Origin of the sequence: Mesorhizobium captivum (genome assembly GCF_033977165.1) — a bacterium.
GTDB classification, from domain to species: domain Bacteria; phylum Pseudomonadota; class Alphaproteobacteria; order Rhizobiales; family Rhizobiaceae; genus Mesorhizobium; species Mesorhizobium captivum.
Genome location: NZ_JAVIJB010000010.1, coordinates 93,684 through 116,624 on the forward strand (window position 1 = coordinate 93,684; position 22,941 = coordinate 116,624).

Below are 22,941 nucleotides of genomic sequence, written 5' to 3' on the forward strand. Positions count from 1 at the left end.
CCTCCGTGCCTTGTTCAGCGGGCCTCAAGTGTTTCGAGTTTTACCGCGACGTCCAAACCGGACGCCATCGTCTTTCCTGACGGTTGGCTTGCCGAGCCTGTTTGCTTGGGCGCCGACAATTGCGCAAAGGTCTGCTGCTGGCCGAGCCAGGCCAGATAATCCTGCTCTGTGTCGACCATCACCACGCCATGCATCAGCGGGTGTCCCTGGCCGCATAGCTCGGCGCACAAGACCTGGAAGGTTCCGGTCCTGGTCGGGGTGAACCAGAAATAAGTGACCGAACCCGGGATCATGTCCATCTTGGCGCGGAACTCCGGGATGTAGAAATCGTGCAGCACGTCGACCGAGCGCAATAACACCTTGACAGGCTTGCCGACCGGCAGATGCAGATCGGCGGCCTCGACTAGGATATCGTCCTGGCCGTTGCGATCTTTAGGATCAACGCCTAGCGGGTTGTCAGCGGTGACGTCGCGGGTGTCCGAAGTGCCGAGCTTGCCGTCCTTGCCGGGCAGTCGGAAGCTCCATTGCCACTGCTGGCCGATAACCTCGATATCGGCCGCCTCGCTTGGCACGTTGACGAAGCGGCTCCAGACGAACAGGCCCGGAACCAAAAGGGCGGTGACGCCGACGGCGGTGACGACCGTCAGCCACCATTCGAGGCGCTTGTTCTCCGGCTCATATACCGCGCGATTGCCTTCGCGATGGCGGAAGCGGAACACGCAATAGGCCATGAAAAGCACGACGGCGCTGAAGACGACGCCGGTGATCCAGAAGCTGATGATGATGGTGTTGTCGATGTAGTCCCAGTTCGAGGCAATCGGCGTCCACCACCATGGGCTCAGGAAGTGGAACAACACCGAGCCTACGACGACCAAAACGAGTACAAGCGCTATGGCCATGTCCCGTTCCTCCAAGCATTCCAGGGGCGCGAAGCCGTCCCGACGAATGCCGAAGCCATCTTAGCTCGATTTGTAGTAGAAATTCTAGGGCCGACTACTGGATGTGCATAAGTGGCGCCTTCGCGGTCACCAGGGGACCACAAGCGCCTGTCTCGCCTCTAGATCAGCAGCAGGCCCTTCATCGAGGCGTTGCCCTTGCGGCCGATGATGATGTGGTCGTGGACTGCAATGCCGAGCGGCTTGGCCGTATCGATGATCTGCTTGGTCATCTCGATGTCCGCGCGGGAAGGAGTAGGATCCCCTGACGGATGGTTGTGGACCAGGATGATGGCGCTGGCCGAGAGTTCAAGCGCCCGCTTGACCACCTCGCGCGGATAGACCGGCGTGTGGTCGACGGTGCCTGTCTGCTGCACCTCGTCGGCGATCAGCCCGTTCTTCTTGTCGAGGAAGAGGATGCGGAATTGCTCGCGCGTCTCGAAGGCCATGGCCGAGCGGCAATAGTCGAGAAGCTGCGTCCAGTTCGACAGCACCTCGCGCCCGCGCACTTCGCCGCGCGCCATGCGCTGGGCGGTCGCTGCGATGACCTTGAGATCGGTCGCCGCTGCCGGTCCGATGCCGTTGACTTCCTCGAGCAGGGACGCCGGCGCGCCGAGCACCTCGGCCAGTGAGCCGAAGCGGCCGATGAGCGCCTTGGCGATCGGCTTGGTGTCGACGCGCGGGATCAAGCGAAAAAGCAGGAGCTCGAGCAGCTCATAGTCGGGCAGGGCATCTGCGCCGCCCGCGACGAAGCGTTCGCGCAGGCGGTCGCGGTGGCCGTGGTAGTGCGGTTTCTCCGCCGCTACGGCCTTTTTCTGTGATGTCTGCGGCGGTTCAGTCCAGGCTTCTGAAAAGAAGGCCCGCTCGTCGTCGACTTTCCCCATGGCCTGCCTATTCCCCCAGAAGGCTTCCGGCCGGGAGACTAAAGCAATTCCAGGAAGAGTGTGAAGCGGTTTTCCGTTCGGAATCGCGGCAAAACAAGAAGTAGGCCGGTTTGTCGTTTCCGTGAAACGATGAACCGCCCTACGCCGGCAGACCGGGCCGGTCGAGCTTTTTCGGCGACAGCGTGAAGATCTCACAGCCGGTATCGGTGACGCCGATCGTGTGCTCGTACTGCGCCGAGAGCGAACGGTCGCGCGTCACGGCGGTCCAGCCGTCCGACAGCACCTTCACATGCGGGCGGCCGAGATTGATCATCGGCTCGACGGTAAAAATCATGCCGGGCCGCATCTCGACGCCTTCATTGGCCGTGCCGTAATGCAGGATGTTCGGCGCGTCATGGAAAAGCTGGCCGACGCCGTGGCCGCAGAAGTCGCGCACCACCGAGCAGCGCTCGGCTTCGGCATAGGTCTGGATCGCCGCGCCGATGGCGCCGGTGCGGGCGCCGGGCTTGATGGCCGCAATGCCGCGCATCAGGCATTCGTAAGTCACCTCGAGCAGACGCTCGGCGGCGCGCTTGATGGTGCCCACCGGATACATGCGCGAGGAATCGCCATGCCAGCCGTCGAGGATATAGGTGACGTCGATATTGACGATGTCGCCGTCCTTCAGCGGCTTGTTGTCGGGGATGCCGTGGCAGACGACGTGGTTGATCGAGGTGCAGGACGATTTGGTGTAGCCGCGATAGTTGAGGGTCGCGGGCAGGGCGTTGTGGTCCATGCCGAACTCGAAGACGAAGCGGTCGATGGTCTCTGTGGTGACGCCGGGCTTCACCATTGGGACCAGCTCGTCGAGGCAGCGCGCGGTGAGGTCGCAGGCCTTGCGCATGCCTGCAAAGCCTTCCTCGCCATAGAGGCGGATCTGGCCGGTGTTTCTCAAAGGGGCCGTTGCGGCGTCGAGATAGGTAACCATTCTTGTCCGTTTTTTGGGTTGGCTCCTGATGCGAGCCGATGCGGAAAATTTTCTCCAGATTTGGCACTGGATGCCGCAAGGTTCAAGGACGAAGTGCCCTCAACCGGCCACCGCAGGGAATATTTGCTGGCGCAAGGTTGGCGCGTCAGGGCTCGCCGCAAGCTTTCCTTTCGCCGCCCCATCGGGTAGGGCGGGTCTGGATATAGGAGATTTATGCCGTTGACTGCATCGGAACGCGCCAGATCGAAGCTGCTGCCAGTCAGGTCCGCATGCTCGGCCCTGATGGCGCTGCTCGTGCTTGCGCTGGTGGGCTTCGCCCAGGCTGAAATCTCCGCCTCGACAGCCACGGCCTCGGGCGGCGCCGGCATCAGCGCAACGCGGCAGGGCGAAACGCTTGCACTGCTGAGGATCACCGGAAAGGCGCAAGCCGTCGAGGTGCGCGCCGGGCGGCCGCTGCCCATAAAGCTCGTGAGTGGAAATCCCGGCGCGCTCCACCCAGCAGGCGATTTCCTTGTTGCTGGCCAGGCTTTGCCGGCGCAGCCGAGCATCGTGCCTGCCTTTGCGGCCGCGCCGCTCTCGCTCGCCAATCAGCCTCGGGCGCCACCCGCCGTCTGAGCCCGGCGGTCGCCGGCCGCAGCTTTCACACCCAAACATTCCTTTGCGCCGCGACCTGGCGACGGCTATCGGCCGTCCGCCGGTTGCGTGGGGCGCCAATTCGGACATTTCTCGATGCAAAGCATCAAGACATTCAAAACGCTTACGCGCGTTGCCGCGGCAGCCTCGTTCCTGGCCGTCCAGGCAATCATCTGCATTGGCACGGTCTACTGGGCTGTCGCCGCAACGCTTCGCATGGAGGGGACGGCGGCGATCGTGCTCGCCGTCATCTTCGCCGGACCGTCCGCCTATCTGCTGATGGCGGTCTCACGCATGGCCTATGAGGCGGAGACCGACCCGGCGAACCAGTAGACTGACTGGATGCGGATACTTGTGACGGGCGATGCGGTTGCATCGCCCTGTCACATAATGGTTATCCTGCGGCTTTAGTCAGGTTTCCAGCCCCGGCGGGTGCCGGACTCCCCTCAGTTGCCTTGCGAACAGGTTTTCCCATGCGCCAGATCGTCTTCGCCGCCATGTTGCTGGCATCCACCCTGGCCAGTGCCTCCGCTGCCGACGGCACGCTCGTGCTCTACACCAGCCAGCCGAACACCGACGCCCAGCAGACAGTCGATGCCTTCATGGCGAAGAATCCCGGTATCAAGGTTGATTGGGTGCGCGACGGCACGCCAAAAATCCTGGCCAAGCTCCATGCCGAGATCGAGGCCGGCCAGCCGCAGGCCGACGTGCTTCTGATCGCCGACGTCGTGACTATGGAAGGCCTGAAGAAGGAAGGCCGGCTGCTCGGCTATCCGGAGGCGAAAGTCGACGGCCTCGATGCTGCCCTCTACGACAAGGACAAGACCTATTTCTCGACCAAGCTGATCACCACCGGCATCGTCTACAACACCAAGGCCCCTTTCGTGCCGACGAGCTGGGAGGACCTGAAGAAGCCGGAAGCCAAGGGCCTGATCGCCATGCCCAGCCCACTGACGTCCGGCGCGGCGATGATCCATACCGTGACGCTAACCGGCAAACTGCCGGAAGGCTGGGACTATTACGGCGCGCTCGCCAAGAATGGCGCGCAGGCGAGCGGCGGCAATGGCGACGTGCTCAAGGCCGTCAGCGGCGGCGACAAGCTGTTCGGCATGATCGTCGACTACATGCCGATCCGCGAGAAGGCCAGGGGCGCGCCGGTCGAGTTCGTCTTCCCGAAGGAGGGCGTTTCCGCCGTCACCGAGCCGGTCGCAATCCTCTCCACCGCCAAGAACAAGGACGCCGCCAAGGCTTTTGTTGATTTCCTGCTGTCGAAAGACGGGCAGGAGGTCGCCGCCAAGATGGGCTATATCCCGGCCCGCGCCGACGTCGCTCTGCCGGCCGGCTATCCGGACCGCGCCTCGATCAAGGTGCTGGACTATGATGCGGCCGCCGCGCTCGCGAACGACGGTGCGAACAAGGAAAAGTTCAGCGCGGTGATGAGCCAGTAGGCGGCATTGTCTTCCGCGGAGCATCGTATAGCGGGGCCGGACCCGGCCTTGCACGGGCTTGGCGGCTTCGCACCGCCAGCTCCGGTTTTCGGTCAGAGCTCGTCGGCAATGGCCGTGCTTTTGGTCATTGCCGTGCTCAGCCTGCTGCCGATGGCGCGCCTCGTCCTTGCGGCGATCGCGCCCGGCGGGGAGGCCGATTTCGCCGCCTTCGCCGCCCGGCTGGCTAGGCCCGCCGCCTTGCGTGCGATGTGGCATACGTTGGACACCGCCTTTTTTGGCGCGATGCTCGCGCTCTGTCTCGGAATCCCGTTCGCCGTCGCCGTCACCATGACCGATTTGCCGGGGCGAAATATTCTCGGCTTCCTCCTGCTGCTGCCGCTGATGATTGCGCCGCAGGTCACGGCGCTCGCCTGGTTGCATCTGTTCGGCCCGTCGAGCACGCTGCTTGGCATGCTTGGGTTGGCGCCGCCGCCCGGCACCGCCAACCCAATGCTGGGCCGCGGCGGCATTATCCTGCTTTATGCGGTGCAGCACGCGCCGATCGTCTTCATCACGATGCGGGCAGGGCTCTCGCGGGTGCCGCGCGACATGGTCGAGGCGGCGCGGTCCTGCGGCGCAAGGCCGCTCGGCGTCTTGCGGACCATCGTGCTGCCGGTCGTGCGCCCCTATGTCGTGGCCGCCGCGGCGCTTGCCTTCGTTTCCGGCGTCGGCAATTTCGGCATACCGGCGCTGCTCGGCATGCCGGTCAATTACCTGACGCTGCCGACCCTGATCTACCAGGACCTGTCGAGCTTCGGGCCGAGCGTGCTGCCGCAGATCGCGGCACTCTCGGTGCTCGTCGGTGCCCTGGCGCTGGCCGGCATGGCGTTCCAGTCGTTGGCCCTGCGCGGCGCAGGGCATCGCCTCGCCGCCGGTACGCCAGCGCAATTCGAGCTCGGGCCTTACCGTCTGCCGCTTGCCTGCCTTTGCTGGTCGATCATCGCCCTGATCCTCGTGCTTCCGGCCTGCGCGCTGCTGGCGACATCGCTGGTGCCGTCTTTCGGCGTGCCGCTCGGTCCGCAGACCGCAACGGTCGCCAACTATGCGGAGGTGCTCGTCCGGCAGGCATCGACCGTACGCGCGTTCCGCAATTCGCTGCTGTTTGCCGGCGGCGCGGCGCTGATCCTCGCCCTTGGCGTCATACCGATGGCCGCAAGGCTCGAGCGCTTCGACCGGCGCTGGCGGCGTGTGCTCGGCGGCATCGTCGACCTGCCTTACGCGATCCCCGGCGTAGTGCTGGCGATTGCCTGCATCCTCTTGTTCCTGCGGCCGTTGCCGCTGATCGGCAGCCTCTATGCGACGGCCTCGATCATCCTGATCGCCTATGCCATGCGGTTTCTGACGCTGGCGATGAAACCGGTGACGACGGCGGTCGGGCAGATCCCGCGCGATCTGGAAGAAGCGGCGGCGGTGTCGGGCGACCGTCTCGCCGGCTCTGGACCATCACCGCGCCGCTCGCGGCGCCCGCCGCAGTGGCGGGCGGTCTGCTCGTCTTCATGAGCGCCTTCAACGAATTGACGGTTTCGGCGCTGCTGTGGTCGAGCGGCAAGGAGACGCTGGGCGTCGTGCTGTTCAGCCTGGAAGAGGCGGGGCTGGGGACGCAGGCAGCCGCGATCGCCGTGTCGACGATCGTCGTCGTGATCGTGCTGCTTCTGGCCCTCGATCGCTTTGGCCGCCGCCTGCCGGCAGGCGTTCTGCCCTGGCGATAGCCTTGAGGCCGAGGGGCTTCAGGCGCCCGGTACCACCCAGGCGTCGGATACCGCGACATGTACCCGCTGTCCCGTCGCCAGCGCTTCGGTGCTGTCGATAAGCAGCAGCTGCCCTGGTTCTGAGAGAGCCAGCCGAACTTCATGGACCGGCCCGCGATAGACGCTGTCCAGCACCGTCGCCGGCAGACCGTCGGCGGCGATGTGCAAGGCTTCCGGTCGCAGCAGCACCTTGACCGTGCCCTTGGGCTCGCCGTGGCTGCGCGCGGCAAGTCGGTGCCCGGCGATATCGATCGTCGAAGTCTGTCCCGAATGGTTGACGGTATTGCCGGAGATCAGACTGCCGCGCCCCACAAAGCCGGCCACCGCTGCGTCGGCGGGAGAGCGGTAGATCTCCTGCGGCGTCGCCGCCTGCAGCAGTTGGCCCTTGCTCATGACGGCGACGCGGTCGGCAAGCGCCAGCGCTTCGGCCTGGTCGTGTGTGACATAGACGATTGTCGCGCCGGTGCGGCGATGGACCTCGCGGAACGCATCGACCATCGACGAGCGCAGATGCATGTCGAGATTGGCGAGCGGCTCGTCGAACAGGATGATCCTGGCTTCCGCGATCAGGCAGCGGGCGAGCGCCACGCGCTGCCTTTGGCCGCCCGACAGCTCGTCGATGCGACGTTTCTCGAAGCCGCGAAGGCCGACAATGTCGAGCACTGCGGCGACACGGGCGGGAATATCGGCGGAAGAGACGTGCCGGGCTTTCAGCGGATAGGCGACGTTTTCGGCGACATCCATATGCGGCCACAGCGCGTAGGACTGGAAGACGACGCCGACATTGCGCGCCTCCGGCGGCAGTTGCCGCGTGGGATCGGCGACGAGCATTTTGCCAAACAGCACGCGGCCTTCGCTCGGGGCCTCGAAACCTGCAATCAGCCGCAGCATTGTCGTCTTGCCGCAGCCCGACGGGCCAAGAAGGGCAGTGAACGAACCCTCCGGAAAGGTTAGCGAAACACCGTCAAGCGCCGTCGTCTCGCCGTACCGCTTGCTGAGGAACTCGACCCGGATTTCGCTCATGTTTCCGTCCACGGCAGATGCGAGGCCCGGCAATACGTTGGAAATCCGGCATTGGCAATGCGCGCGATGTCGATCCGGGCAGAGCGCCGATCTGCCGCACCAATGGTGGATCCGCGCACCGTACTGAGGTCACATTCCTGCGCCAGACGATCCCGAAAGCAACTTTTCAGAACGAACGGCGTTGCTCCAACTGCGCCAGTTCGGGAGACAGGGAATGGACAGACTGCAATTCGAGGTGCCGGTGCGCATCACGCCCGCGCCAGGCCTGCCGGTCGAGGAAATCTATAGCGTCGAGCAGGCGCTCGACTTCCTCCAGGACTGGCCGAAGCGCCGGCAGGGCAAAGTCTATGACGCCGCCTTCAACGCCTGCTTCGGTGCAACGGTCGACGTGGCGGGCACCGAGGAAGCCTGCCGGGCATTCATGGCCTTCTGCCGTGTAAGCGGTCTGCTTGCCAGGGATATGATGTTGCCAGTCAAGCGCGGCGGCAGCGCAAGGGGGTTTCGCGAGGCGCGGGTCTAAAGCGCATTGCGATCTTCCAGGTTCGCTCTGTGCGCTTTAGGTTTTTGATTTTACGCATGTCTTTATCCCGAAATCGGGTCCCACTTTCGGGAGACATGTTTAGGCTCAACCCCCGAAAGACACGCCCCTGTAGTGCATTCCCACCTGTACGCCGCGAACGATCAGGCGCGATAGGATTTCCATATCCAGCGGCATCTCCGGTCGCCATACATCAAGCAGCAATGCTATGCGCGCCTGGTCGGCGTTGTTCATGACCTCGTGCTCGAAAGTGTCGTCCCACAGCAGGCACTCGCCGTCGGCGATCCGCCTCTCCTCATGGTTGATCATCATGATCGTCGCCGGGCGGCCGTCAGGCTGTTTCGGGATGACCAGGCCGAGATGAAATCTCATAATGCCGCGAAAGGGGCCGCGATGGGCAGGGATGTGCTTGCGCGGCGCCAGGAACGAGACGGCCGCCGATTTGACCTCGGGGCATTCGGACAGCAGCCGGCTGAGGCTAGGCATGCGCGCGAGGTTCTGCGGGATCGTCATGTCATAGGCCTTGAGCACGAACATGCGCCAATCGAGGCCGTCTTTGGCCGAAATCTCGGCCTGCTCCGGCATGATGTCGTGGAAACGCGGCACCCGGTTCAACTGCACCGACAGCGCTTCGTCGCGAATACTCTGCCAGGCAGCCGCGAACTTCGCTGCGTTAGGAAAATGCGTGCCGATATCAAGAATCGCTGGTGCATCTATGCGCTTTTCATAGATGCGACGGACCAAATCGGTCCCAAGATCGTAGGCGCTCGACATCTCATTACCTCGATGAGTTTATGATATAGTTAGGCGATTGCTTCCGGCCATCGCTCACGGAGATTTGTTTGGAGCGTTCAGACAGACGCTCGGCTTCGTATCACTGCGTGCTCGATGCCAGCCGCGGACCAGCGCCGACATCGACGACTTCAGGCCTGGTGCTGTCGATCGTGCCGTCCCAGCCGCCGCCGAGCGCCTTGTTGAGAGCGATGTAATTGGTGGCGATCGACACCCGGCTCTGCAGCAGCGTGTCTTCGGCCGAATAGAGCGACCGCTCCGCATCCAGCACGTCGAGAAGACTTGTCTCACCCGCCTTGTAGAGCGTTCTTTCGAGCCTGGCGGCATCGCCATAGGACTTCGCGGAGGAGGCGAGCTTGCCGTTCCTGACGCGCTCCTGCGACAGTGAGACCGTCGTGTTCTCCACGTCTTCCAGGGCCGTCAGCACGGCGGTCTTGTAGGCAATGAAGTATTGGTCGCGCTGGGCCTTGGCGATGTCGACGGCGGCTCGCAACTGGCCGGCGTTAAACAGCGGCACGCTGAGCGTCGGGCCGAAGGACCAGCCGATGGTGGAATTCCTGCCGAGATCGCCAAGTTTCAGGGCGGTGGTGCTGATGTCACCCGTCAGGCTGACGCTCGGATAACGCGCCGCTTCGGCTTGGCCGACTTTGGCGGTGTACTGAGCGTATTGTCGTTCGGCCATGCGCACGTCCGGGCGGGTAAGCAGGATGTCGGCCGGAATGCCGGTCGGGATCGGCAGGCGTGGCATCGGGATCGATGTGGGGCGCTTCAATCGGGCGGTTAAGGCGGCCGGCGGCCGCCCGGTCAGCACCGAAAGGCGATGCACCGCTTCGGCATAATTCGCTTCGAGGGTCGGAACGTCGGCCTCGATGCTGCTTGCTTGTCCCATGGCCTTGGCGACATCGGCGGCGGTCGCCGTGCCGGCCAGAGCCATCGTACGAGTGAGTTCGGCGGTCTGCCTTTGCGACGCGGCCGAGCGCCGGGCAAGCGCGATGCGGGTCTGGTAGCCGCGTGCCTGGACGTAGTTGGAGGCGACATCGCCGATCAAGGTCAAAAGGGTCGAGCGGAGGCTCTCCTCGGAAGCGTCCAATCGGTAGCGGGCGGCCTCGACACCTCTGCGGTTGGCGCCGAAGAGGTCGAGTTCCCAACTGGCATCGAAGCCTGCCTGGTACTGGTCGTAGGTCTCGCTGCCGACACCACCTGACGTGGTCGCGGCGACCTTATTGCGCGTGGCGGAGGCCGAACCGTCGGCGGACGGAAATAGCGTCCCCGCGGACTGACGGTAGCTCGCGCGCGCCTCGCGGATCTTGGCCTTGGCCGTCGCCACATCCAGATTGCCGGCAACGGCTTCCTCGACCAGCGCGTTGAGCTCTGGATCGCGAAGCTTCAACCACCATTTCGACAACTGCGCCGGCTTCGCCGGTTTCGCAGGCTTCTGCCCGCTCCAGCTTGCGGGCATAGCCAGCAACGGTTTTTGGTAGTCTGGGCCGACGACGCATCCGGTGAGCAGGGCGGCGGCAAAAATGGGCAAAAAGAGCCCCTTCGCGGTCCGCAGACCGCGTTCGAAACCTGTCATGACTGAAACCCTTATTGCTGAGTGGCTGTGGCTGGCGTCCCGCCCGTATCCTGCCCAGAATCCTGCTTGGCGGCCTTACCCTTGAAGATGCGGCGCACCGTGACGAACAGCAGCGGCACCAGGAACACGCCGATCACGGTCGCGGCGATCATGCCGCCCATCACGCCGATGCCGACGGAGTTCTGCGCCCCCGAGCCGGCGCCGCTGGCGATCGCCAGTGGCGTGACGCCGAGAATGAAGGCCAGCGACGTCATCAGGATCGGCCGCAGACGTTGTCGCGCCGCTTCCAGCGTCGCCTCGACCAGCCCCATTCCGGCCGCCTGCCGCTCGATGGCGAACTCGACGATGAGGATGGCGTTCTTGGAGGCGAGACCGATCGTGGTCAGCAGGCCGACCTTGAAATAGACGTCGTTGGTCTGCCCGAACAGGCTTGCCGCCGCGAGCGCGCCGAAGATGCCGATCGGCACTGACAGCATGACGGCGAACGGGATCGACCAGCTTTCGTAAAGCGCGGCGAGGCAAAGGAAAACGACGAGCGCCGAGATCAAATACAGCGACATCGCCTGATTGCCGGAAAGCCGCTCCTGATGCGACAGCCCGGTCCACTCGTGCGAATATCCGGCGGGCAGTTGCGCAACCAGCCTGTCGATCTCGTCCATGGCGGCGCCTGAACTCTGGCCGGCCGCCGCCGCGCCCTGGATTTCCACGGCCGCCGAACCGTTGTAGCGCTCGAGCCTGGGCGAGCCGTATGTCCAGTGGCTGGAGGCGAAGGCCGAGAACGGCACCATGGCGCCGCCGGAATTGCGAACCTGCCATTTGTCCAGGTCTTCCGGCTGCATGCGGAAGTCGGGATCCGATTGCAGATAGACCGGCTTCACCCGGCCGCGATCGATGAAGTCGTTGACGTAGTCGCTACCCCAGGCGGTGGAGAGCGTGTTGTTGATATCGGCGAGGCCGATGCCGAGGGCGCTCGCCTTTTCCTGGTCGATGTCGACCGAGAATTGCGGCTGATCCTCCTGGCCGTTGGGGCGGGTGTTGGCAAGCAGCTTGCTCTGTGCGGCGAGACCCAGCAACTGGTTGCGCGTCTGGATGAGCGCCTCATGGCCGGCGCCATTGACGTCCTGCAGGTAGAAGTCGAAGCCGCTGGTATTGCCGAAACCCTGGATGGCGGGAGGGGCGAGCGCAAAGACCTGCGCATCCCTGACCTTGGAAAAAGCGCCCATCGCGCGGCCGGCGACCGCTTGCGCGGCGAGCGCCGGTGACGTGCGCTTGTCGAAATCCTTCAGCCGGACGAAGGCGATGCCGACATTCTGACCGGCCCCGCCGAAGCCGAAGCCGGAAGCCGTGAAGACCCCTTCGACAGCGTCCTTCTCCTCATTGAGGTAACGGTCGGTCACCTTGGCGAGCACGCGCTCGGTCCGGTCCTGCGTCGCGCCCGTCGGCAGCTGCACGCTGGTGATCAGAATGCCCTGATCTTCTTCCGGCAGGAACGAGCTTGGCAGCCGGGCAAACATCCAGCCCATGGCGATGACGATGGCCAGGAAGACGACGAGGAAGCGCTTGCCCCGGTTGATGATGCCGTGCGAGCCGTCGCGATAGGCTGTCGTGCCACGGTCGAAGGCACGGTTGAACCAGCTGAATGGACCTCGCTGCGTCGCGTGATCCCTGGGCGGCCGCAGGATCGTGGCGCAGAGCGCCGGCGTCAGCACCAGCGCGACCAGCACCGAGAGCACCATGGCCGAGACGATGGTCACCGAGAATTGCCGGTAGATGATGCCGGTGGAGCCGCCGAAGAAAGCCATCGGCACGAACACGGCCGAAAGCACGGTGGCGATGCCGATCAAGGCGCCGGTGATCTCGTTCATCGATTTGCGCGTCGCCTCTTTCGGCGGCAGACCTTCCTCCTGCATCACGCGCTCGACATTCTCGACCACGACGATGGCGTCGTCGACGAGCAGGCCGATGGCGAGCACCATGGCGAACATGGTGAGCGTGTTGATCGAATAGCCGAAGAAGGAGAGCACACCGAAGGTGCCGAGCAGCACCACCGGCACGGCGATCGTCGGGATGATGGTGGCGCGCAGGTTCTGCAGGAAGAGCAGCATCACCAGGAACACCAGCACGATCGCTTCGGCCAGCGTCTTGACCACCTCCTCGATCGACAGGCGCACGAAGGGCGAGGTGTCGTATGGGTAGACGACCTCGACCCCTTGCGGGAATGTTGAGCCGAGCCGATCGATCGTCGCGCGCACCGCCTCGGCGGTGCTGATGGCGTTGGCGCCGGTCGCCAGATTGACGGCGACGCCGGCCGCCGGCTTGCCGTTGTAGAAGGCCGCCGTGGTGTAGCTTTCGGCGCCGATCTCGACCTTGGCGACGTCGTTCAGCCGAACCAGCGAGCCGTCGGTGTTGCTCTTCAGGATGATGCTGCGGAACTGCTCGGCGGTCTGCAGCCGGCTTTTTGCCGTCACCGTGGCGTTGAGCTGCTGCCCTTTGCGCGCCGGCAGGCCGCCGAGTTGGCCGGCGGAGACCTGCGTGTTCTGCGCCTCGATGGCGGTCGCCACGTCGCTCGGCATCAACGCATATTGGGTGAGCTTGTCGGGATCGAGCCAGATGCGCATCGCATAGCCGGAGCCGAAGAGCTGTGTCGAGCCGACGCCTTCGACGCGCTTCAGCGTGTCGTTGACCGTGCTGTCGACGTAATCGGCGAGGTCGGTAGAGTTCATCTTGCCGTCGCCGGAGACGAAGCCGATGACCATCAGGAAGCCGGTCGAGGATTTGGAGACGGTAATGCCGTTGCTCTGGACGACCTGCGGCAGTTGCGACTGCACGAGCTGCAGCTTGTTCTGGGTCTGCACCTGGGCGGTGTCGGGATTGGCGGCGCTGGTGAAGGTCAGCGTGATCGAGGCCGAACCGGTCGATGTCGAGGTCGCCGTCATATAGTCGAGATTATCGATGCCAGTCATGCCCTGCTCGATGACCTTGGTCACCGAGTTCTCCACCGTCTGGGCGTCGGCGCCGGGATAGGTGGCGCTGATATTCACCGTGGTGGGCGCGATCTGCGGGTACTGCGAGATCGGCAGCGACCGGAGCGCGAGCAGGCCGCCCAGCATGATCACGATGGCGATCACCCAGGCAAAGATCGGGCGGTTGATGAAGAAGGTCGACATCGCCTCAGTTCCCGGTTGCGCCAGATGCCGGTTGCTTGCCGGTGCCGGGGGCTTTGCCACCGGCCGGTTCTGCCGTGGCGGAGGTCTGCTCGCGATCCTTGATCTCGCCGGTCGCCTCGTCGATGGTCACCTCGACCGGCGTTGCGTCGCCGCCGGCGCGCACCAGTTGCACGCCTTCGACCACGACGCGGTCGCCGTCGCCGACGCCGGAATCCACCAGCCAGTTGTTGCCGACGCTGTTGCGCACGCTCAAGATGCGCGATTCAACCTTGCCCTGGGCATTCACCACCATTGCCGTCGCTTCGCCCTTGGGATTGCGGCTGACGGCGCGCTGCGGCACCAGGAAGCTGTTTTGGGCGACACCTTCCTCGACGATGGCGCGGACATACATGCCGGGCAGCAGCAGGCGGTCGGGATTGGGGAATTGGGCTCTGAGCGCGAAGGTGCCGGTGGACAGATCGACATTGGCGCCGGCGAATTCCAGCTTGCCGGTACGCGAATAGATGGTGCCGTTGTCGAGCTTCAGCTTGACGCTGACATTGGGCCCGCTGAACTTCAGCCGGCCTTCGTTGATTGCCTGGCGCAGGTTGAGCAGATTGGTGCTGGACTGCGTGACATCGACATTGATCGGGTCGAGCGAGCGAATGGTCGTCAGCACCGTTTCCTGGTTGGCGGTAACCAGCGCTCCAGGCGTCAGCGTGGATTTGTCGATCCGGCCGACGATCGGCGCGGTAATCGAGGTGCGGTTGAGGCTGATCTTCGCGGTCTCGACGCTGGCCTTGGCGGAGGCCACGTCCGCCTGGGCCTGCTTCAGCGTCGCGGCGGCATCGTCGTAGTCCTGCTTCGAGACCACGTTCTGCTTCAGCAATCCGGAATAGCGGTCGAACTTGGCCTGCGCGGTGGGAAGTGCTGCTTCGGCTTTCTGCTGGGCGGCGACGGCGCTGTCATAGGCCGCCTGATAGCTCGCCGGATCGATGAGGTAGAGCGGCTGTCCCGGCACCACCTCGGCGCCTTCCTGGAACAGGCGCTGCTGGATGATGCCGTCGACCTGCGGGCGCACCTCGGCGACGAGGGAAGCCGCGGTGCGGCCGGGCAGTTCGGCGGTGATCGCGACCGATTGCGGATGAAGCGTGACGACGCCGACCTCGGGCCGGCCGACGCCGCCCATGCCAGGCGGAACCTGGCTCTTCTCCTGCGAGCAAGCTGTCAGAAGAAGCGCGGCGCAGACTGCTGTCATCCAAGGCAAGAGCCGGTAAGCCCGCTGGAAAGACTGGCTCGACTGAATAAGCATGGACTGGATCATCTTTCGCTGAGTTTGCGGTCGAGAAGTACGCCGGTCGCGGCGATCGGTGTCACAGCAATTGGCCGCGCCCGCTTGGGGGGCGGCATCGAGCAGTGCGTCGAAGCGGCTTATGCCATGCTCCTTTTGCGCGACCAGAGCATGTTCCAGGCGCGATGCCCACCAGCACCAGTATGCCGATCGGCCTTGAGATGCCAAGCGTCTCGCTTGCAAGTCGCAAGAGGTTGCCGTTGGCGTCGCCGGATAGGTTCTACGCGATCTTGCGGCCATGATTTCCGTATCTGCCGGGTCGCTCCGAAGGTGGAAGCGAAAGGCGATAGCCGGCGAAGCTCAAGCGGATCGCGCCTTTGATCTTGGCGATCGGAGCGTGCTGTCCGATGGGGAAGCTTGGGGCGACGGATGCGATCAGCCGCAGCATCATCAGTGCTTCCCACATGCTGGTTCTCCATGCGCTCGTCGCGACCGCGCGGGGCATCGCCAATTCGAAAAAAACCGGCCGGCCCGTGAACGGGTGAGTCAACGGGCCGGCCGGCGCAGCCGGTCAGAGTTGCTCGCCATTCCGGGGTAGGGGTGGCTGGAGCTGCCCGCCATGTTCATGCGGACCTCCGGGGCCGGCTGCATCGTCCGGCGGATTGCCCCATGGACTGGGGGGCGGGCCGAGCGGCCGATCCGCCGAAGCGAGGATTTCGATTTGTTCGGGCGTCAGCTTGCTGCGCAGCGCGGCAATGGCGTCCTTCAGCTTGGCGGCCGAAGCCGCGCGTTTGGTGACCTCGTCAGCCAGTCGCTCCTGGAAAGCGAAGGGATCGCGCTGCGCCTGATCCGGGCCGCCGGGGGCAGGCGGCCCACCTGCTTCAGGACCGCCGGGAGTGCCGGGGCCGCGACCGAACCGCGGCGGCGCCAGCACCGCCTGCAGCGCGCTGGTGTAGTCGCGCCAGGCATCGAGCTGCTCGGAGCGGATGCCGATGCGGGTTTCGAGCGCCGAAAGCCGGGCGGCAAGCATTTCCGGCGGCGGTGGTCCCATGCGGAAGCCGAAACCCCCCGGCCCCTGCGGGCCGTGCCGCATCACCCCATGCGGGCCGGGCCAGGGCATCGGGCCTGCATCGTCCTGCCGGCCGATCGCCGGCGGCTCGTCACCGGATGCCGCGCCAGGGTCGGGCTGGGCGGCCAGCACGGGATGGATGGCCGCGACCGAGAACAGGCCGAGCGCCAAAAGTCTGCTTCGCATGACGTGATCCTTTCTTCTCACACTTCGGATGGCAGCAGGATAGGAAGCGTCTTTTGCCGCTTTGCTTCGGCACGTTGCCGAAGGTTTCCGCAAAAAGGAGATTTGTTTCCGAATGTTTCCGGCGCCGCCACGGAAACATTCCGTTGCAATTTTCCGTGCCGCTTGGCGGCGGCTCTCCCTATAATCCCCACTCCCTATTATCGGGGGCGAAAGGCAAATCGGCCAGACATGCAGGCGCAATCCCATATTCTCGTCGTCGACGACGATCGCGAGATCAGGACGCTGCTCGGGCGCTATCTCGACGGGCAGGGATTCAGGGTCTCCGTGGCGGCCGACCGGCGCGAGTGCGAGCAAAAGCTCGCCACCGGCCAGTTCGACCTGATCGTGCTCGACGTCATGCTGCCGGACGGCTCCGGGCTCGACATCTGCCGGAGCTTGCGCGACCGCAAGCCGCATATTCCGGTCATCCTGCTCACCGCGCTGAAGGAGGATGTCGACCGCATCATCGGCCTGGAGCTCGGCGCCGACGACTATCTCGGCAAGCCGTTCAATCCGCGCGAGCTCTCGGCGCGCATCCGCGCGGTGCTGAGGCGCTCCGCGCCGGAAGAAGCCGCGCCGCCCAGGGTGCGCGTCTACCATTTCGCCGGCTACCGGCTGGAGCCCGACACGCGCAAGGTGGTGGATGCCGACGGTGAGATCGTCGATCTCACCGGTGCGGAATTCGACCTGTTGCAGGTCTTTCTCGACCGGCCCGGGCGGCTGTTGTCGCGCGACCAGCTGCTCGACCTGACGCAAGGGCGCGAGCGCGATCCGCTCGAGCGCTCCGTCGACGTGCTGATGAGCCGGCTGCGGCGGAAATTCGCCGATGCCGGCGAAGAGAACCTGTTCAAGACCGTGCGCAATGGCGGCTATCAGCTCACCGCGCGCGTCGAAACCGCGGAGACCGAGGCGTGACCTCGCTGCGCAGGCGCCTGATCGTCCTGCTTGTCGCTTCGATCGTCGGCGTCGTCGGCCTTGCGACGGCCGCTGTCCTCAGTGTCCGTGGGGGAGGGCCGCCACCGGAACTGACCGTGCCCTGGGTCGCCCAGCAGATGGAACTCGTGCTGCGCCTGCCGCCGGTCGCGATCCCGGACGTTCTGCGGATTGAATTCAGCGACCACCCGGCCGGCGGCCCGGTCGCCCGCCCGGAAACGGCTATGCTCAACGACATACTGCGTCGGAGGGGGCTCGGCGCTGCTGCGGTCGTCAACGAAAAGGTGGGGGAGCCCGGCCAACTGGCGTCGATGCGACTGCCCGACAATCGCTGGGCTATCGTGGAGGTTCCGCACGTCAAGCCGCCAAGACGAGAATGGCTGGTTCTCGCCGGCTGGATCTCGCTGATCGTGGCCGGCGCCACCGCCGTCTCGGTCTATTTCACTGCCGTGCTCATCCGGCCGCTTGAGATGCTTGAGGCGGCGGTTTCCAAGATCGGATCGGATGGCGTGTTGGCGGCGGTGCCGGAAGTGGGGTCGGCCGAGGTCAAGGCGACGGCGCACGCCCTCAACCAGCTCTCCGCCAGGCTGAAAACCACCATGGAAAGCCGCATGCGCTTGGTCGCGGCCGCCGGCCACGACCTCAGGACGCCGATGACCAGGATGCGGCTGCGCGCCGAATTTCTCGACGAGGACCGCGAGAAATGGCTGCACGATCTCGACGAGCTCGACCGCATCGCCGACAGCGCCATCCGCCTGGTGCGCGAGGAGGTGAACCAGGACGCGGTCGAGCCGCTGGAATTGGACAGGCTGATCCGCGATATCGAGACCGAGATGACGTCTCTCGGTCATGCGGTGTCGATCGACCATCTCGACTGGGTCTCGGTCAAGGCCGGGGCGCTCGGCCTGCGCCGCGCGCTGCGCAACCTGATCGTCAATGCCGCCACGCATGGCAGGGGCTGCGTCGTCGCGCTTACCGCGCTGAACGGCCAGGCGGTTCTCACCATCGCCGATCGTGGCCCCGGCATCCCGCCGGACCTGTTGAACAAGGCGTTCGAGCCATTCTTCCGGGCCGATCCGGCGCGCACGCAATTCATTCCAGGGGCGGGATTGGGGCTTGCGATCGCCAAGGAGATCATCGAGCGCTATGGCGGGACGATCCGGCTGGAGAACCGGCAGGGGGGAGGGTTGCTGCAGACGGTGGTTTTCGACGCCGTTTCCCAACGGAATCGGCGCCATTGAGGTCGCTTATTTGAACTGTTCAATCACCGGAGCCGGCGGTTTGTCAGTTGCTGGCGCCGGCGTGCAATCTTGCCCCTTGCACTCCTGGACAGGGTTGTCCTTCGGGGGCAGGCAATTCTGACCCTCGCAGTGCACTGCCGGCTGTTCTTGCGCTGCATCACCGTTCGATTGGGCAGGCTGATCCTCGGCGCGGACGGCCAGAAGTCCTGCCAGTGCGGTCATGGCCGCGCACAAGAGCGCTATCCGGGCCAAGTTCATCTCCGCGCCTCCACGGCTGAGAGCGTGTACAATTCTACCCTTCGGGTTGAGGCTGACATACCGTCACTTGCGAACGAAGTTAACGGCGTGTTTTCGCCTACACTCAATACAGCGCGCTCAAACGAAGCGGCTTATGATTGCGTTCTTCGCAACCGCAAGCGGAAACAGTCGTTTGCAGGGCTCGGAGGCTTCGGCTTCCGGGCCTTTTGACGTGCAGACTGGAACAAGGGACTGGGCGATGCGGTTAACTGGATATGCCGACCAAGGTCAAAGAGCCGCCACCACCGAAGCCCGAGCCGAAGCCACCTGTTCGTCGTCCCGACAAGAAACCATCGCCAGAGCCTGGACATGTCGATCCGCCACCGCGAGACGTGCGAGAGGCTCCGGCACCAAATCCCAACGGCGATAAGAAATCCTAGGGGTCGACACGATGCCTGGCTCGACTGCCACGGCGACCCGTTCACGGGAGGCAAATTCAGTTGGATATTGGCCAAAGATTGGACAGAGAGGGCAGGGAAGTCGCTGAGTGCTTGAAAAAAGCTGGTACGCCCAAGGGGAATCGAACCCCTGTTACCGCCGTGAAAGGGCGGTGTCCTAACCGCTAGACGATGGGCGCGCTCAGACGAAGCGGCTTATAATTGCGTTGTTGGCAACCGGCAACCCATCTGCCGCCACATGCGACAACTTTTTTCGCGAGCCTGCAAAACGCATGTTTGGCAGGCCGAAAGGCAGGTTTTGCAAGGGATGAATGAGCCACCGAGTGACGGCAGGCGAGCCGCTAGCCGTCGCCGCCGCCGCCGCGCCGGCGGCAGCGCCAGTTCCAGTCGCGCTCGGGGCCGACGTCGACATGGATCGATTCGGTGTGGCAGTAGGTGCCGACGCCGCCGCGGCCGGGCATCGAGCGTACATAGCTCGCCAGCTCCCACTTGGAGACGCCGGGCAACTGGATGTCGGCGGCGGCGCAGTACATGTGCAGCGAGTTCTTGGCACCGTTGGCGCGGCGGTTGCGCGAGGGATCGCGATAGCCGGAGGTGACCACCATCTTGCGGCCGAAATGGCCCTCGATCGTCTTCAGCACCCGCACCAGCGACGGCTTCAGGCAGGCGACGTCAACGCTTTCGTTCTGCTTCAAGAGGCCGTTGGGCGCGAGCCTTGCCATGCCGGCGGCGGACGCCACCTGGTAGGAGCCGCCGCCTTCGTCCTCGTTGAGGTCGACGTCGCTTTCGTCGTCGATGCCGGACTTGCGCTTGATCTCGAACAGCGCCGTCTGGCGCACGCCGGGCAAGGCATCGGCGCCGGTGATGTGGTTGCCGCTATCGTCGCCGAGGGAAGCGAGCTGCACCGGCTTGTCGCCCGGCGTAGCGGAGGCGAGCGTCACGATCGGCTTGGCAGGCGGCGGCGTGGTCTTGGCCTGGGCGGCAGGCTGGTCGCCGGAGCGCGCATTGTTGATCAGCGGCGCGGGTGCCGCAGAAGCCGGCGTGGTGCTGAACAGCGAGGCGAACAGGCCCTTCTTCGGCGCGGCGATCGGCTGCTGCTGAGGCTCGCCCGCCGTGACATAGACGCCATTGTTCATGGCTTGCGTGGTCGCCTGCGCTTGCGATGCGACCGCGGCGGCGTCGGCGGCAGCGACTTTCTCGGCGGCGGCTTTCGTCTCGTCGGTCGTCTGCGCCGGCTGTACCAGCGGTTGCGGCGTGTTGCCTGCAATCGAGGTGGCGCCGTCAGGCACGGCGACGGCGGGGAAAGCGGCGGCTCCGGGCCGGGTCTCCGGCACATAAGCAATCTTTTCCGGCAGCGGCTTGTCGTCCTCGCTCATCACGGTCGATGCCGCCTCTGGGGTGGCCGATGCCACCTGCGAGGTCGAATCGGCCGAGGCCGCGGGCGTGGCGCCGGAAGCCGCGCTCATCTCGGTGGCGGTTGAATTGTAGGCCGGCGTGACGACCGACATCGTCGGATCGCCGGTCGAGGTGCAGGAGGCCAGAAGCACGGAGAAAAGCGCTGCCACAATGCTGCGGCTTTCCCTTCGTGCGAGACGCCAACCTGCTGGTTTCAAAATAGAATTCCCCCTCGGCATCCGGTCCGTGCATCATCGCCGTGGCGCTCCAGTGCCCCTGGCGACGACCTCCTGTTCCCGAACCGGAAACGGGATTTGTCTCGTATCTGCAAACCTCGGATTTACTCTGCACCAGAAGGCGAATTGAGGCTGCGAAAACGATTAACGCCACCATTTCGCCCTGTTTTGGCAGCCCGTCAACTCACCAGACATTACAGTCCGTTACACACGCACCTTGACATAGGTGCCCGGCGCATCGCCCAAGGTTTTCATACGCTTGCCCGGTTTGCGGGCAGGTACATGGACATTGTCCTGGCTCTCGATCCAGTGCTGCCAGTGCGTCCACCACGAACCAGCATGCTCGTGCGCCCCAGCGAACCAGGTGTTGAAATCGCCCACCGGCCTGCCGCCCGTCCAGAACTGGTATTTATGCGCCGCCGGCGGATTGACGACGCCGGCGATGTGACCGGAGCCCGCCATGACGTATTCGACATCGCCGCCGAAATAGCGCGAGCCGAGGAACACCGAGAGCGCCGGCGCGATGTGGTCCTCTTTCGTGGCCAGGTTGTAGACGGGGATCGTGATGTCGGCCAGCGAGACGGTGCGGCCGGCAAGCTCCATCGTGCCGCGCGAGAGATTGTTCTCGAGATAGCAGTTGCGCAGATAGAAGGAATGGTTGGCCGCCGCCATGCGGGTCGAATCGGCGTTCCAGTAGAGCAGGTCGAAGGGCAGGGGGTCCTTGCCGCGCATGTAGTTGTTGATGACATAGGGCCAGATCAGGTCGCCGGAGCGCAGCATGTTGAAGGCGGTCGCCATCTTGGTGCCGTCGAGATAGCCCTTCTCGCTCATCGAGCGCTCGACCGCGGCAACCTGATCCTCGTCGACGAAAACCTTCAGGTCGCCGGCATAGGTGAAGTCGACCTGAGTGGTGAAGAAGGTCGCCGACTTGATGCGGTGGTCGCCTTCCTGCGCCAGAAGGGCAAGCGCCGCCGCCAGCAGCGTGCCGCCGACGCAATAGCCGATCGAATTGACCTCCTTCTCGCCGGTCGCCTTCTCGACCATGTCGAGGCCATATTGCAGGCCCTCGCGGATATAGGCCTCCCAGCCCTTGGCGCCGTGGCGCTCGTCTGGGTTGATCCAGGAGATGACGAAGACCGTATGGCCCTGCTCGATCGCCCAGCGGATGAAGGATTTCTGCGGGTTGAGGTCGAGGATGTAGTATTTGTTGATCCAGGGCGGGCAGACGAGCAGGGGGCGCTTCAGCACCGTCTCCGTCGCCGGGTCGTACTGGATGATCTCGGCGACGTCGCTGCGGCCGATCACCTTGCCGGGCGTCGTGGCTATGTTCTTGCCGATCTCGAATGGCGCGTAATCCGCCTGGCGCAGCTTCAGGTCGCCCCTGCCGGCGGCGATGTCCTCGGCCAGCATCTTCATGCCGCGCACCAGGTTCTCGCCGTTGGAGGCGACGGTCTCGCGGAACAGTTCCGGATTGGTCAGGATGAAATTCGACGGCGCGATCGCGTTGGAGACCTGCTTGACGTAGAAGCTCGCCTTGTGGCGGGTGTGCTCGTCCAGGCCCTCGGCATGCTCGACGAGGTCCGCGGCCCAGCGCGAGGTGACGAGATAGGCCTGTTTCAGGAAATCGAAGAAGGCGTTGCGGCCCCATTCCGGGTCCTGGAAGCGCTTGTCGCCGCGCTCGGGCTTGACCGCGTCCTCGGGGGCTTCGGCGTTCTGGCTGACCCTCTGGATGGCGTTCGCCCAGACCGTCATGTAGCCGGCGAAGAGCCGCGTCTGCGCTTCCAGAGCGCGCTGCGGATCGGCCAGCCAGTATTCCGAGAGCTTGGAGAAGGTCTTGACCATGTCGACCACGGGCTCGGCGACATGGTCGCGCACCTCACCCTTCTCGCGCGGCTCGGCCCAGGCGGAGGCCGCCTTGCCGGCCTGCTCGATCATGCGCGCCATGTTCAACGCGAAACGCTCGGGGTCTTTCACCAGATATTGCTCGACCGTCGAAGGTCCGCCATTTTCCGCTTTGTCCGAATCGGGCGCTTTGGACATGGTTCGCGGGGTTCCTCCCGGAGCGTTTTCTTGACATATTACCATGGGACATCTGACCGGGTCCAACACGCTCTAACCCGGCTGCCA

20 protein-coding genes and 1 tRNA gene are annotated in these 22,941 nt (G+C 64.5%); 8 read left to right on the forward strand and 13 right to left on the reverse strand.

Annotated elements, in window-relative coordinates; genetic code table 11:
* Positions 1-14: 14 nt before the first annotated feature.
* The 3 genes from RFM40_RS11350 to map all read right to left on the reverse strand — a co-directional run bounded on the left by RFM40_RS11350 (position 15) and on the right by map (position 2,786).
* A complete protein-coding gene (locus RFM40_RS11350; protein ID WP_320226598.1) occupies positions 15-899 on the reverse strand; it encodes a cytochrome c oxidase subunit II in 885 nt (294 codons plus the stop codon).
* A 158-nt stretch (positions 900-1,057) separates the two neighbouring features.
* The gene (gene radC / locus RFM40_RS11355) at positions 1,058-1,819 is read right to left on the reverse strand and encodes a RadC family protein (protein WP_320226599.1); all 762 of its coding nucleotides are present in this window, start codon (positions 1,817-1,819) and stop codon (positions 1,058-1,060) included.
* Between the two features lie 139 nt (positions 1,820-1,958).
* Positions 1,959-2,786 (reverse strand): type I methionyl aminopeptidase, encoded by an 828-nt coding sequence (gene map, locus RFM40_RS11360; RefSeq protein ID WP_292300542.1) that lies wholly within the window; start codon positions 2,784-2,786, stop codon positions 1,959-1,961.
* Between the two features lie 219 nt (positions 2,787-3,005).
* Between map and RFM40_RS11365 the strand changes: the two genes are divergently transcribed.
* The 5 genes from RFM40_RS11365 (at position 3,006) to RFM40_RS11385 (ending at position 6,615) form a co-directional block, all read left to right on the forward strand.
* Positions 3,006-3,401, forward strand: coding sequence for a hypothetical protein (locus tag RFM40_RS11365; protein ID WP_320226600.1), 396 nt, complete (start codon positions 3,006-3,008; stop codon positions 3,399-3,401).
* A gap of 114 nt (positions 3,402-3,515) precedes the next feature.
* Complete coding sequence (locus RFM40_RS11370) at positions 3,516-3,752, forward strand: hypothetical protein (RefSeq protein WP_320226601.1); 237 nt, start codon at positions 3,516-3,518, stop codon at positions 3,750-3,752.
* A 140-nt stretch (positions 3,753-3,892) separates the two neighbouring features.
* Positions 3,893-4,867, forward strand: coding sequence for an ABC transporter substrate-binding protein (locus RFM40_RS11375; RefSeq protein WP_320226602.1), 975 nt, complete (start codon positions 3,893-3,895; stop codon positions 4,865-4,867).
* Between the two features lie 108 nt (positions 4,868-4,975).
* Positions 4,976-6,406 carry an ABC transporter permease gene (locus RFM40_RS11380; RefSeq protein WP_320226603.1) on the forward strand — a complete coding sequence of 477 codons (1,431 nt, stop codon included), beginning with the start codon at positions 4,976-4,978 and terminating at the stop codon, positions 6,404-6,406.
* Positions 6,379-6,615, forward strand: a complete 237-nt coding sequence (locus tag RFM40_RS11385; RefSeq protein ID WP_320226604.1) for a hypothetical protein — start codon at positions 6,379-6,381, stop codon at positions 6,613-6,615. The genes RFM40_RS11380 and RFM40_RS11385 overlap by 28 nt, the downstream gene beginning before the upstream one ends.
* Positions 6,616-6,633: 18 nt before the next feature.
* Here RFM40_RS11385 and RFM40_RS11390 read toward each other — a convergent pair whose 3' ends face one another.
* Positions 6,634-7,677 carry an ABC transporter ATP-binding protein gene (locus RFM40_RS11390; RefSeq protein WP_320226605.1) on the reverse strand — a complete coding sequence of 348 codons (1,044 nt, stop codon included), beginning with the start codon at positions 7,675-7,677 and terminating at the stop codon, positions 6,634-6,636.
* A 214-nt stretch (positions 7,678-7,891) separates the two neighbouring features.
* Here RFM40_RS11390 and RFM40_RS11395 point away from each other — a divergent pair, with 214 nt between their 5' ends.
* The gene (locus RFM40_RS11395) at positions 7,892-8,197 is read left to right on the forward strand and encodes a DUF982 domain-containing protein (protein ID WP_320226606.1); all 306 of its coding nucleotides are present in this window, start codon (positions 7,892-7,894) and stop codon (positions 8,195-8,197) included.
* A 105-nt stretch (positions 8,198-8,302) separates the two neighbouring features.
* On the opposite strand, the gene RFM40_RS11400 is transcribed toward RFM40_RS11395, so the two are convergent.
* The 6 genes from RFM40_RS11400 to RFM40_RS11425 form a co-directional block, all read right to left on the reverse strand.
* Positions 8,303-8,989, reverse strand: coding sequence for an aspartyl/asparaginyl beta-hydroxylase domain-containing protein (locus RFM40_RS11400; protein ID WP_320226607.1), 687 nt, complete (start codon positions 8,987-8,989; stop codon positions 8,303-8,305).
* A 100-nt stretch (positions 8,990-9,089) separates the two neighbouring features.
* Positions 9,090-10,583 (reverse strand): efflux transporter outer membrane subunit, encoded by a 1,494-nt coding sequence (locus RFM40_RS11405; RefSeq protein WP_320277555.1) that lies wholly within the window; start codon positions 10,581-10,583, stop codon positions 9,090-9,092.
* 11 nt (positions 10,584-10,594) lie between these two features.
* Entirely contained in the window at positions 10,595-13,750 is a 3,156-nt protein-coding gene (locus RFM40_RS11410; protein WP_320277556.1) for an efflux RND transporter permease subunit, read from the reverse strand.
* 4 nt (positions 13,751-13,754) lie between these two features.
* Positions 13,755-14,987 (reverse strand): efflux RND transporter periplasmic adaptor subunit, encoded by a 1,233-nt coding sequence (locus RFM40_RS11415; RefSeq protein WP_320277557.1) that lies wholly within the window; start codon positions 14,985-14,987, stop codon positions 13,755-13,757.
* 313 nt (positions 14,988-15,300) lie between these two features.
* Positions 15,301-15,471 carry a hypothetical protein gene (locus tag RFM40_RS11420; RefSeq protein WP_320226611.1) on the reverse strand — a complete coding sequence of 57 codons (171 nt, stop codon included), beginning with the start codon at positions 15,469-15,471 and terminating at the stop codon, positions 15,301-15,303.
* 120 nt (positions 15,472-15,591) lie between these two features.
* Entirely contained in the window at positions 15,592-16,275 is a 684-nt protein-coding gene (locus RFM40_RS11425; protein WP_320226612.1) for a hypothetical protein, read from the reverse strand.
* A 228-nt stretch (positions 16,276-16,503) separates the two neighbouring features.
* Between RFM40_RS11425 and RFM40_RS11430 the strand changes: the two genes are divergently transcribed.
* Complete coding sequence (locus RFM40_RS11430) at positions 16,504-17,229, forward strand: response regulator (RefSeq protein WP_320277558.1); 726 nt, start codon at positions 16,504-16,506, stop codon at positions 17,227-17,229.
* On the forward strand, positions 17,226-18,488 hold the full coding sequence (locus RFM40_RS11435; protein ID WP_320226614.1) for an ATP-binding protein: 1,263 nt from the start codon (positions 17,226-17,228) through the stop codon (positions 18,486-18,488). The genes RFM40_RS11430 and RFM40_RS11435 overlap by 4 nt, the downstream gene beginning before the upstream one ends.
* A 799-nt stretch (positions 18,489-19,287) precedes the next feature.
* Here the strand turns inward: RFM40_RS11435 and RFM40_RS11440 are convergent.
* From RFM40_RS11440 to phaC, 3 genes are all read right to left on the reverse strand, one after another.
* A tRNA-Glu gene (locus RFM40_RS11440) sits at positions 19,288-19,362 on the reverse strand.
* Between the two features lie 162 nt (positions 19,363-19,524).
* Complete coding sequence (locus tag RFM40_RS11445) at positions 19,525-20,817, reverse strand: YcbK family protein (RefSeq protein ID WP_430691662.1); 1,293 nt, start codon at positions 20,815-20,817, stop codon at positions 19,525-19,527.
* Positions 20,818-21,018: 201 nt separating this feature from the next.
* Positions 21,019-22,854 (reverse strand): class I poly(R)-hydroxyalkanoic acid synthase, encoded by a 1,836-nt coding sequence (phaC, locus tag RFM40_RS11450; RefSeq protein WP_320226616.1) that lies wholly within the window; start codon positions 22,852-22,854, stop codon positions 21,019-21,021.
* Positions 22,855-22,941 lie beyond the last annotated feature (87 nt).